The organism is Streptomyces sp. A012304 (genome assembly GCF_026008495.1).
Classification (GTDB): domain Bacteria; phylum Actinomycetota; class Actinomycetes; order Streptomycetales; family Streptomycetaceae; genus Streptomyces.
Map to the genome: position 1 here is coordinate 35,774 of NZ_BQUN01000012.1, position 12,446 is coordinate 48,219.

Genomic DNA, 12,446 nt, shown 5'->3' on the forward strand with positions numbered 1-12,446 from the left:
TCGGTGCTTCTCGGGTGGGGGCAGCCGGTCAGCCCACGAACCGCTGCCACAGCGGCGGATGGACCGGCGGGCCCTGCCCCGCGCTGACGCGGGGAGACTTGACCGGGTACGGCGGCCCGGCCCAGGTGGGCCGGGCGGGGCCGGTCACACGGTCAGCCGGCCGTCCTCGCGGCGGCGGTGATGGTGTCGGCGACCACGTCGGGGCGCGTGACCAGGGAGAGGTGACCCGCCTTGACCTCGGTGATGCGGGCGTGTGCCCGTTCGGCCATGAAGCGCAGCTCGGCGGGCGGAATGACGTGGTCCTGCGTGCCGACGACCGCCCAGGACGGGATCGATTTCCACGCCGGAGCCCCTGACGGCTGCGACCCCGCACTCACCGCGAACGGCCGCTGCCCGGCGGCGAGAAGGCGGGCCTGCTCGTTGGAGACACCGTTGGCGAAGCAGTCCTGGAAGCCCCTGTAGTCGCCGCTGGGCGCGAACTTGAGGTACGCGTCGACATCGCCGTCCGCTGCGCCCGGGTAGGGCACCAGGTTCAGGAACGTCGACGGCTCGGCCGTCACGCACGAGCCCGGCTCGGCCGCGTTGATCTGGAAGACGGTCTCGCCCTGGTCGGGGATGTACGCGTTGTCGTACACGAGCGCCTTGACGTTCGGGGCGTTCACCGCCGCGTTGGTGATCACGAAGCCGCCGTAGGAATGCCCGACGAGCACCATGGGACCCGGGATGGTCGCCAGGAAATCACTCAGCGTCTCGGCGTCCTGGGAGACCCCGCGCAGCGGGTTCGGCGGGGCGTAGACGGTGTAACCGGCGTGCTGGAGGCGGCTGGTGACCCCGTTCCGGCTCGATGCGTCGGCCCAGGCGCCGTGCACCAGCACGATCGTCGGCTTGCTGCCGCCTGCCGCCTCGGACGCCGTCATCACGGAGGCCGTCGTGGTCGCCGGTGCCGCGGTTACCTGGGTCGCAACGAACACGGTGCCCGCGGCGGCTATGACACCGGCCAGGGCGAGCGCACCGGACCTTGTGCGCAACGGCCGGGCGTTGGGTTTCATGTGGTTTCTCCCTCGCACATCAACTTGTTGACGAGCTGCGGACGCCTGAACATCCCGCATGGAAATCGACTCAAAAACGGAATGCAGCGCCGATGAAATTCAGCCGCTGGGACCCCAGCCATAGAATTCACCTACCGAGAAACCAACCACGAGGAAAACGGAAAGGCGAGTGACGGGCGGGATCAGTGCACTCTGGGAACACGCACGGTGCACTGCGCACACCGCCGCCCGGCGGCCCACCACCGGAGCGGTGGAGTAGCGGGTGCTTTTACGGACAACACCCGGTGCACGTGCCGTCAAGAAACCCAACCGTCCCTGGCGTACGGTCGCTCGAAACCGTAAGAATTCTCAGAGACAGGGGGCGGAGTGAGAATCCCTCTTTCCTATGACGCGGATGCATCCTCGATCGTTTTCCCGACGGAAGTCAAGATCAGCGTGGCCGGTGCACCGTGGGTGCCACTCCCCGCCGAACTCCGTTACGACATGGCCGATCCCTACGCCGTGCGTCTGTGCATGGGTGCCCCCTTGGTCCCTTCCATCGACTGGGTTTTCGCCCGGTCGCTCCTCATGGAGGGAGTCCGTCGGCCTTCGGGGATCGGAGACGTGGTGGTCATCCCGCGGCACCGGTGCGATCCGGATTCGGTCCGTATCCTCTTGCGCACCCGCACCGGGGCGGCGCTCCTCGCGGCTCGCGCGGTTGTGGTCATGGACTTCCTGCGCCGGTCCGAGGCGCTGGTGCCGCCGGGCACCGAGCACCACCACGTCGATGTCGACCGCCTAATCGACCGGCTCACGGCCGGCCGCGAGTGAGCCGCCGTCCAGGAGGCCTGGATCACCATCGCGCCACCCTGGGTGCGGACGCCGACAGGATGACCTCCGCCTGCTCACTGCATCTTCGCGGCCCATGGCGTGACACGAGAAGGGGGAACTCGTACCGAAGACCCACCACACTCCGGTCCCTGTCCCACCCCGCCGCGCGGACGGGACGACCCCGGGATGCCACTCCTGCTCGGTGAGGCGGGCTCGGGCAAGTCGGCACTCTTCGCGTCCCTGCATCAACTGCTCCTGCCGCTCCTGGCCGATCGGGGCGCGTGGCGGTCCTGACGCTGTGCACCAGGAGGGCGAGTTCCCCGTCCGTATGGACGGCGGCAGCCAGGTGGACGATCCGGCACCGGCTGTCGGATGGCAGGGCGTCGGCGAGCAGCCGGTACACGGCTTGCCTTGTCCAGAGGGGAAACCTGGGCTCTGACCTGCGGAAATGCGGAGCGGCAGACGAGTCGGGCTGTACGCCGGGGAGAGTCATCGCAGCGCTATGACCTGCGTAAACATTCCAATTGACCGCGCCCACGGCTACTCTGACGGCTACGCAAGCGCAGGTGGGCCCCCTCATCGGAAGTCGCGAGGACGGGGCAGGACGCGGCACGGTTCCCCGTCTACGGAATCAGCCTTCGTGCAGGGGTCGCGGACCTCCACGCCTGCTGCAGATCGGCAGGACCAGCCGCCGTCGTTCCCAAGCGTTCCGGGCCAGAGGGCTTCATCGCCATCGGGGCTTCAGACGGTCCGCTCGATGTGCTCAGGTTGTCGGCCGGATCGGCTAGCTTGTTGCGGAGCCGCTTCGACAGCTCCCGACCGGCGGACCCGACCGAAGGACAGACACAGACGTGCAGACCACGCCGCTCAGCCCCGAGGATCCGGCACAGATCGGCGGCTTTGAGCTGCTGGGCCGGATCGGCCAGGGCGGCATGGGACAGGTGTACCTGGGCGAGTCTCCAGGCGGTGAGCCGGCCGCGGTGAAGATCATCAAGCCGTCGGTCGTCGATTCGACCGCCCGGCTCCGCTTCGCGCAGGAGATCGAGATCCTGAAGACGGTCTGGGGCGCGCGGATCGCGCAGCTCCTCGACGCGGACGCGGAGGCGGAACAGCCCTGGCTGGCAACGGAGTACGTGGAGGGTCCGGACCTCGGCAAGCATGTGGTGACCCATGGCCCGCTGCCCGCGCTCCTCGTCCTGTCCCTCGGCGCTACCCTTGCCGAAGGCCTGGGTTATGTGCACAAGCAGGGACTGCTGCACCGGGACCTGAAGCCCGCGAACATCCTGCTCGGCCCTAACGGCCCCAAGATCATCGACTTCGGCCTCGCGGTTTTCGCCGAGTCGAGCGCTACCCTCACCGCCGCCAACACGGTCGTCGGCACCCCATCGTGCATGCCGCCCGAGCAGGCCAACGGTGTGAAGCCGCTGACGAGCGCCGTCGACGTGTACGCACTGGGTACGGTTCTCCTGTTCGCCGCGACGGGCCACCTGCCGTACCACGCGAACAACATCCACGTGCTGTTTCACATGGTGACCGATCCGACGACCGCCCCCGATCTGACGGGAGCGCCAACCGAGCTGGTCCCCCTCCTGACGGCCATGCTGTCCCACCACCCTCAGGACCGGCCCACGATCACCGAGGTCGTCCAGCAGTGCCGTGGCCTGGTCGAGGCGCAAGGGCTGAAGCTCGCGCAGGCACGCCGGCGTCTCACCACCTACACGGCCGCGCCCCGTCAGGACTTCCCGACGCTGCTACCGGCGCCGCCGGAAAGCGCCCTTCCTGCTCCCGTCCCTGCTATGTCCGACCCGGCAGCCACGCCGCGTCATGACGAACCGTCGACCGTACCCACGGTCGTGGACGGGCCCGCTCCGGATACCCAGCCCACCATGCATCTCGCCGCGCCACAGCAGACGGCACAGGCCGAGCCACCCGCTCAATCGGAGCCCACGGCCCCGGTGCCTCCGAACGCGGAGCACCAGCAGAGCGCTCCGAGCGAGGACGTGCCACGGCGGCCTCGCCCCACCGGTCGGACCCCGGCTCGTTCCCTGCGCCATTCCGCCCAGGCCCGCCGCACCGCCCAGCAGCTGCGCGAGGCGTACGCGGCGCGCGCCGCGTTCTGACCACATCCCGCGCACCGCTCCAGGTGCCTCCCCCGGCACGCCCCCACCGCGCACCATTAACCTGCGGGTCTGCCCCGGTGAAGGTGGTTCACGCGCTTTACCGCCCATACGGCACAGTGGAGCGGTACAACAGCGTGAGTGGCAGGTCTGCCCCAGCCGGGAGTCGGCCGCGACAACAGCACAGCATGACGGACACGGGAGGCAGCGGGTGACCGCCCAGCAGAGCAGCACCGCACCGGTGGACCCTCGCCCCAACGGGGAGGACCAGTTCCCGGCAGGCGCACAGGTCTTCGTGCGCGACGAGGTGTGGCTCGTGCGGAACTCCGTACGCACCGAGCACGACGGCGCGAAGGTCGATGTCGTCGGCGTGTCCGACTTCGTACGGGACCAGGAAGCCGTGTTCTTCACGGGCCTGGACACGATCGAGCTGATCGACCCCCGCCGTACGAAGCTGGTCCGAGACGAGTCGTCGAACTTCCGCCGTTCCCGTCTCTTCCTGGAGGCGGTCCTGCGCAAGACCGCGCTCCCCCAGTCCGAGCGCCGGCTGGCCCTCGCCGACTCGTTCCTCCTCGACTCCCTCCCCTACCAGCGCCGCCCCGCCGAGCTGGCCCTGTCGGGCCGCAACCTGCGCCCGCGGCTGCTGATCGCCGACGTGGTGGGGCTCGGCAAGACCCTGGAGATCGGTCTGACGCTGGCCGAGCTGATCCGTCGGGGCCGCGGTGAGCGCATCCTGGTGGTCACCCCGCAGCACGTCCTGGAGCAGTTCCAGCACGAGCTGTGGACCCGGTTCGCGATCCCTCTCGTACGGCTGGACTCGGTCGGCATCGAGCGGATCCAGCGGGAGATCCCGGCGGGCCGGAACCCGTTCACGTACTTCAAGCGGGTCATCGTCTCGATCGACACCCTGAAGAACACCGACCAGTACAAGCACCACCTGGAGCGCATCAACTGGGACGCGGTCGTCATCGACGAGTCGCACAACCTGATCAACCGCGGCTCCCTGCGCAACCAGCTCGCGCAGATCCTCGCCCCGCGCACGGACGCCCTGATCCTGGCCTCGGCGACCCCGCACAACGGTGACGCGAAGTCGTTCGCGGAGCTGATCGGCCTCCTCGACCCGGCGGCGATCCGTGATCCGGAGCACTACCGCGCCGAGGACATCGAGCACCTCTTCATCCGCCGTACGAAGATCAGCCCCGAGGTCCGCGAGCAGATGAAGGGCCAGTGGGCGGACCGGGGCCCCTCGCAGTCGGTGCGGTGTGCGGCGACACCCGCCGAGGAGAAGATCTTCGAGGAGCTGGCGGCCGTCTGGCTCCCCGGAGAGAACGGCACCTCCGTGAGCGGCGTACCCCTCTTCCCGTACACGCTGCTCAAGTCGTTCCTGTCCTCGCACGCCGCCCTGAAGGCGACGGTCAGCGCACGTATCAAGACGCTGGAGAAGAAGGACGAACCAACGGCGACCCGCGCCGAACTCGCCGCGCTGCGCACGCTCCAGGAACTGGTGGAGCCGCTGACGGAGGCGGACTCGGCGAAGTTCGCGGCGTTGGTCGAGCAGCTGAAGGCGATCGGTGTCGGCCCGAAGTCGGACGCGCGGGTGGTGGTCTTCTCCGAGCGGGTGCAGACCCTGGAGTGGCTGCGTACGGTGCTGCCGGCCGCGCTCGGTTTCCGGGGTCGGGCGGCCGAGGAGTCGACGCGGGTGATGCACGGCGGACTGTCGGACGAGCAGCAGATGCAGTGTGTGGAGGACTTCGGCCTGGCGGACGCGCCGGTACGCGTCCTGCTGACCGGCGATGTGGCGTCCGAGGGCGTCAACCTGCACCGCCAGTGCCACCAGCTGATCCACTACGACGTGCCGTGGTCGCTCATCCGCATCGAGCAGCGCAACGGCCGTATCGACCGGTACGGGCAGGCGCACCAGCCGCAGTTCCGCGCGCTGATCCTCACCAGTGAGGTGGAGGGCGCCAAGGATGACACGGTGGTGGCGGAGCGCCTGCTGGACCGCGAGGACCAGGCACACCGGGCGCTGGGCACGGCCGAGGCGGTGACGGGCCTGTACCGGGCGGAGGCCGAGGAGAAGTCCCTCATCCAGGATCTGCTGCGCGGCCGTACGGTGGACGAGTCGCTGGACGCGCACCGGGCGGAGGCCGAGGCGGACGCGGCCATGGACGACTTCCTGGCGGACTTCTTCGGTTCGGTGGGTGACGCCGGACCGGGCGCGGAGAACGCCGATCCACAGAACACCGAAGGAAAGGGCGCCGGCACGTCCGCACCGGGCAACGCGGCGGTACCCCGCCTGTTCACGTCGACCGCCGAGTTCCTGGACGAGGCGCTGAGCGAGGTGTTCCCCGACGCGACCACCAGCCTGGACCTGCACCGAGACATCGAGTCGGGCCTGCTGTCCTTCCGCCCGCCCACCGACCTGGTGCACCGCCTCAAGGCGCTCCCGCTGGACTACGTACGCGAACAGCGCCTGCGCGAGCGGCTGTTGGTGACCTTCAACCGCCGGCTAGCCGAGCACTCCCTCAAGCGGGCCCGCGAGTCGTCCACGTCCAGCTGGCCGGAGATCTCGCTGCTCACGGATCTGCATCCGGTGGTGGAGTGGCTCACCGACAAGGTCCTGGTACGCCTGGGCCGGCAGGAGGCGCTGATCATCACGGCGGACGTGCCCGAGCCCACGTACCTCGTGCAGGGCGTCTACTCCAACGCGCTGGGCCGTCCGACCGTCGTCAAGTGGATGGGCGTGACGCGGGGCGGCACGGTCGAGGACGACATGGTGGGGCTGCTGCGCCGCTCCGGGGTCGGCCCGACCATGGCCAACCCGATGCGCCACAGCGAACCGGCGACGGCGCTGGAGGCCGGCATCCCCGGCGCACTGGCCGCCGCCGAGCAATTCCTCGACCGGCACCGCGACGCCTGGGACGAGCCGCTGCGCAAGCCAATCGACGACTACAAGGCCCGCCTGGGCGACTGGGAGCAGCCCACCCTCGCCGGTGAGCGGACGAAGAAGTCCCTCGCCTCGCTCGCGGACTCGCTACTGACCACCGGCCGCCCTCTGATGCGGGTCCTCGCCGTCCTGGTCCCCGACCCGGAAGCGCCCGCGCGTCCGCCATCCACGGCCTGAGCCCACACCCGCCCACGGCCCGGCCCGCTGCCCCGTCGCCCGCCAGACCTCCCGACCTGAGATTCCCTGAGAAGAGACCGGACATGACGTACGACTCCCTGGTCAACCGAGGAGACTACTTCTCGGCGCACTACCTCGCCGAGGTGCTGCCCAAGGACCTCAAGTCGGGCCTGCTGGCCGCCTGGAAGCAGCGCGAGGACGAGGCGAGGGCAGAGGCCGAGCGGGCGGCCACGACGGGAACCGACGGAACGGCCGAAGCGGTCCCGGGAGAACCGGACGCCGACGCCCTGCCGGTCACCCCGCGCGCGGGCCTGCGTGAACTGCGCCGCCACTACTTCCGGGCCCGTTCCTCCTTCGCCCTCCCCGAGGACGACGAGGACGGCACGGCGGCCGCCCAGGACACCGAGGACGACTCGGCGACGTACGACTCCCCCGCCTGGTGCGAGCGGGTCCGCGCCCTGAACGCGGAGGTCCTGCGGGCGCTCGGCTACGACGCCAAGCCGCGCACGATGACGGTCACGCGCGCCGACCAGCCGTACGAGGTCCCGGTCGCGCACGCCGAGAAGGGCCTGGTAGCGGTCGACTGCGGCTGGGCCGCCGAACCGGACGCCGCCCTCGACCCGGAGGGGCCCGGCCGCCTCCTGGAGCCGGTACCGCTGGACGGCCGCAACACCGTGCCGACGGGCTCGAAGCTCGCCTCGTTCCTCTTCGCCTGCGAGGACGCGCCCCGGTACGTGCTGCTGCTGGTCGGCGGGGTCGTCGTCCTCGCGGACCGGATGGTGTGGGGCGAGGGCCGCTACCTCGCGGTCTCGCTCGACGCGGCCCTCCAGCGCAACGACACCAAGGCGGGCGGCGAACTCGACACGATCGCCGCCCTGTTCGGCGCGGACTCGCTGCGCACGCCGGAAGAGGGCGGCGAGAACCCCCTCGCGGAACTCGTCGGCAAGTCCACCAAGCACGCGGTGGGTGTCTCCAGCGAGCTGCGCGACGGTCTGCGGCTGAGCGTGGAGCTGATCGCGGGCGAGGTCCTGGCCCGGCTGCGCGAGCAGGGCGTACGCCCCGAGGACATCGGCGAACTGTCCGACCTCGGCAAGCAGTTGACTCGCGAGTCGCTCCGCTACCTCTACCGCGTCCTGTTCCTCCTCTACGCGGAGGCCCGCCCCGAGCTGGGCATCCTGCCCGCCGACTATCCCGAGTACCAGCAGGGCTACGGCCTCGGCCGCCTCGGCGAACTGATCGCCGAGCGTGACCTGGTCGACGAGAAGTCCCGGCAGGGCACGTATCTGTACGAGTCCCTGGACCTGCTCTTCCGCAAGGTGCAGGAGGGCTACCGCTCGCGGCGGACGCACGGCCCCGCAGGGGCGGAAGCGGCCGGTGTGGAGGCCGCCCCCAAGGCCAGCGAGGACGTGGGCCTGCGTTTCGAGCCGCTGCATTCCAAGCTGTTCGAACCGGAGTCGATCCGGCTGATCGGCCTCGGCACGATCCCGCACCCCCACGACGACACCGACGACGATGACGACGAGGCCGGCCTTGAGGGCTCGGGCGGCGTCCTGGACACCCGGCTGCGGAACGCCACCCTCTACAAGGTGCTGCGCCTGCTGATGATCACGCGCGGCAAGAAGGGCGAGCGCGGCGGCTTCATCTCGTACGCCCAGCTCGGCATCAACCAGCTCGGGGCCGTATACGAGGGCCTGATGTCGTACAGCGGGTTCATCGCGGGCGACGAGGAGCTGTACGAGGTCGCGAAGAACGGCGACCCAAAGGACGGTTCCTGGCTCATCCCGAAGTCGAAGGTCGACGACTATCCGGGGAACGTGTTCGTACACCGCCGCGACGAGGAGACCGGCGAGGACGTCCGCGTCAGGTACGCCCCCGGCTCGTTCGTCTACCGCCTGTCCGGCCGCGACCGCCAGACGTCAGCCTCGTACTACACCCCCGAGTCCCTCACCAAGGTCACGGTCCAACTGGCCCTCCAGCACCGCCTGGACCAGGACGGTACGACGACCGAGGCGCGCGAGCTGCTCGACTGGAAGATCTGCGAGCCGGCGCTCGGGTCCGGGGCCTTCCTCAACGAGGCCATCAACCAGGTCGCGGCGGAGTACCTGCGTCGCCGCCAGGAGGAGCTGGGCACGCCGATCGACACGGAGAAGTACGCCGTCGAGTTCCAGAAGGCGAAGGCGTACGTCGCCCTGCACAACTCCTACGGCGTCGACCTCAACGAGACGGCCGTGGAGCTGGCGGAGGTGTCGCTGTGGCTCAACACCATGCACCCCGGCATGGAGGCCCCGTGGTTCGGCCTGCACCTGCGGCGCGGCAACTCGCTGATCGGCGGCCGACGTGAGGTCTACCCGCCGGAGAAGCTGAAGAAGGCCGCCTGGCTGGGAACGACGCCGGAACGCTTCCCGCTGACGGAGGCGGCGAACGGCCTCCCGGTGACGGTGACCGAGCGCACCACCCGAAGCGGCTCGGTGCAGCGGGTCACGGAAAACGCCGTCCACCACTTCCTCCTCCCCGCGAAGGAGTGGGGCGCGGTCGCCGCCGAGAAGGAGGCGAAGGCACTGGCCCCGGAGGCGGCGCGGGCGCTGGGCAACTGGCGCAAGATGATCACACGGACGCCAACTGCCAAGCAGGCGGAACGTCTTCAGGCGGCAGCCCGGCGCGTGGAGTTCCTGTGGGGGCTGGTTGTACGGCGCCTGGAGATCTCAGAGCGGGACATCTCGCGGCGGATCGACGTGTGGGGCGCGGAGGACGGGTGGCTGCGGTCGCCTGAGGTCGCGGTGCAGCGGGACAAGGTCGTCGCTGATTTGACGGCTCCGGACACTCCCTACTGGCGCCTGAAGACGCTGATGGACGCGTGGTGCGCGCTGTGGTTCTGGCCGGTGCAGGAGGCTGCGCTGCTGGACGGTACGGCGGCGGTGTACGAGCGGGGGGCTGAGGAACTTCCCTCGGGTGCTGTGGCGGAGGGGCTGCGGGCTGCGGACGAGTCCGGGGTGCTGATGTCCTGGGAGACGGAGGATCTGTTCGGCGAGATCACGGGGGGCGGCGAGCTGACGGCGGCCTCGGTGGAGCGCCGGCGCGCGGGGCGGCGTAAGGAGGCCATCGGGGGTACGCGCAAGCGGGCGGTGGTTCCGCTGGCGGGGCTGGACGACTGGCTGGAGTTCGCGGAGGCGTTGGTTGGCACGGAGGATGTGCCAGCGGACTCGCTGGTGGCGGAGTTCGGGTCGCTGGCTGAGCTGGAGCCTTATGAGGATGCGCTGCCGGATTTGATGGGCATGGAGCATTTTCAGCAGCTGGAGCTGCGGTTCCCTTGGGCGGGGGTTGCGGGGGATGTGGCGCGGGCGCAGGGGTTCTTCCATTGGGAGTTGGACTTTGCGCAGGTGTTTGCCAATGGTGGATATGACCTGCAGGTGGGGAATCCTCCTTGGGTCCAACCCAAGTGGCACGAGGACTTGGTACTGGCTGAAGTTGACCCATGGTTTGCACTCGCAGATAAGCCCAGCACCGCAGAGTGGCGCACCCGAAAAGAGAAAACCCTATCAAGCAGGCATCAGAAATATTTCCTGAGGGAATTTTCCTCTACCACAGGCACCGGGAGATTCTTGGGATCTACCGAACATTACCCACTCCTAGAAGGTACGCAGCCCGATCTGTACCGCTGCTTCATGAGCAGAGTATGGGTAAACAGCACCCGTAATGGATCCTCAGGACTAATCCACCCGGATACTCACTTCAATGGAAATCTAGCCACAGCGCTACGCTCCTCGGCCTACCGACGCCTACGCATTCACGCACACTTCTCAAACCTGCGGGCCATTTTTACCGAAATCCGCGTCACCCGGCAATTTAGCGTCAACATTTACGGCCGAGAGCAGGAAATTTCTTTCGTTCATGCAAGTTGGATTTTTGAGCCATCCACACTGATGCAGTCGTTCGAGCATGACGGAAGCGGAGACGCCCCAGGGATGCGCTACGCTGGAACCTGGGATACGCGACCACATCGCTCAAGACTGATTCTGGTAAACCAGCAAACACTTGACAGTTGGCACAGCCTGACAAGCAGTGAAGTTACCAGAAAGGACGCGACGCCTCTCATCTACCCAATCTCGAGCAGCGAACAAGGTGCCATTCAAAGCCTCGCGAGCTCCTTTCACCTTAGTTCCCACTCACCCAAGATCAGCTCTGGGTATAACGAGAAATCAGCAAAAGATGAGGGAATCATCAGGCGTGGCCACAGTAGCCACGACACCTGGAGAGAGGCTATCCTTCGGGGCCCCCACTTCATGGTAAGCGGCCTCTTCTCCAAAGAATCACCGGACATGGGGAGGGCTGGTAAATTCATCGACCTAACCTCTCTGCCTGCGGATTATATTCCAGCAACCGACTATCTTCGCGCTGCCAGCGTGGAGCGCTTCATTCAGAAGCAAGATCTATGGGATGGCCGCCCGTACACGGAGTATTATCGAGCAGCCTGGAGGAAGATGATCCCATTCGACACTGAACGGAGTCTTTTTCCTGCCATAATTCCGCCAGGCCCATCCCACATTGATGCAGTTATTAGTATGGCACTCGAAACCCGCGAGCTGACTGCCCTTACTGTAGGTTTTTGGTCATCCCTACCCCTGGATTACATGCTTCGGATTTCAGGAAAAGGGAACTTGCATCCGGCTGACGCAATTGACATGCCAGCCCCAACTCTTCCGCATCCATTGGCACCCCCAGCCCTACTGCGCACCCTTCGCCTTAATTGCCTGACGAACGCATACAGTCCCATTTGGAAAGAGCTCTTCAGTCGCACCCGGCCCAGCGGTGAGGATTGGGCCTACGACGCCTGGCCAAACCTCAAGCCGCTCACCGGGCACCTCAAACCGACCTGGGAATATGGCACTCCGCTCCGGACCGATTGCGAGCGTCGTGCTGCATTGGTCGAGTTGGATGCCCTCGTCTCCGTATGGCTTGGCATCACTGCCGATCAACTCGTCGCGATTTATAAGTCACGCTACCCTGTATTGTCCGACTATGAGGCCGAGATGTATTTCGACGCCAACGGTCGGAAGATTGCGCGCAATCACAACACCCACGGCTACGGGCAGGCCAAGGACGCCTACCCCGCCCTTCTAGCTCACCTCGAATCCCCTGGCACCACTCCACCCCCCGAGGGATACGAACCTCCCTTCTACAAAGCAGACCGCGAAGCGGAGATGCGAGGCGCTCACGCGTACTTCCAAGCACGGCTAGATGCCGAGATTGCCGCAGGGCGGTGGACTCCGCCCGAGCCAGCGGACGGCGGGCGTGAGGTGTCGGTGGATGTCTGACCGTCAGTGGTGTATGCCGACGCCACACCCGCCG

At 67.5% G+C, this 12,446-nt stretch carries 5 protein-coding genes; 4 read left to right on the top strand and 1 reads right to left on the bottom strand.

Features of this window, described 5'->3' with window-relative positions; genetic code table 11:
* Positions 1-152: 152 nt before the first annotated feature.
* On the bottom strand, positions 153-1,049 hold the full coding sequence (locus tag ALMP_RS03300; protein ID WP_264924507.1) for an alpha/beta fold hydrolase: 897 nt from the start codon (positions 1,047-1,049) through the stop codon (positions 153-155).
* A gap of 366 nt (positions 1,050-1,415) precedes the next feature.
* Here ALMP_RS03300 and ALMP_RS03305 point away from each other — a divergent pair, with 366 nt between their 5' ends.
* The 4 genes from ALMP_RS03305 (at position 1,416) to ALMP_RS03320 (ending at position 12,412) form a co-directional block, all read left to right on the top strand.
* A complete protein-coding gene (locus ALMP_RS03305; protein WP_264924508.1) occupies positions 1,416-1,859 on the top strand; it encodes an SsgA family sporulation/cell division regulator in 444 nt (147 codons plus the stop codon).
* Between the two features lie 851 nt (positions 1,860-2,710).
* The gene (locus ALMP_RS03310) at positions 2,711-3,979 is read left to right on the top strand and encodes a serine/threonine-protein kinase (RefSeq protein WP_264924509.1); all 1,269 of its coding nucleotides are present in this window, start codon (positions 2,711-2,713) and stop codon (positions 3,977-3,979) included.
* A gap of 208 nt (positions 3,980-4,187) precedes the next feature.
* Positions 4,188-7,100: a DEAD/DEAH box helicase gene (locus ALMP_RS03315; RefSeq protein ID WP_264924510.1), complete on the top strand. Its 2,913-nt coding sequence runs from the start codon at positions 4,188-4,190 to the stop codon at positions 7,098-7,100.
* A gap of 83 nt (positions 7,101-7,183) precedes the next feature.
* Complete coding sequence (locus ALMP_RS03320; protein ID WP_264924511.1) at positions 7,184-12,412, top strand: class I SAM-dependent DNA methyltransferase; 5,229 nt, start codon at positions 7,184-7,186, stop codon at positions 12,410-12,412.
* The last annotated feature ends 34 nt before the right edge of the window (positions 12,413-12,446 follow it).

What these genes read in the sequence shown, in the direction of transcription:
- ALMP_RS03300 (WP_264924507.1), bottom strand. Translation starts at nt 1,049, where the DNA reads ATGAAACCCAACGCCCGGCCGTTGCGCACAAGGTCCGGTGCGCTCGCC.
- ALMP_RS03320 (WP_264924511.1), top strand. Translation starts at nt 7,184, where the DNA reads ATGACGTACGACTCCCTGGTCAACCGAGGAGACTACTTCTCGGCGCAC.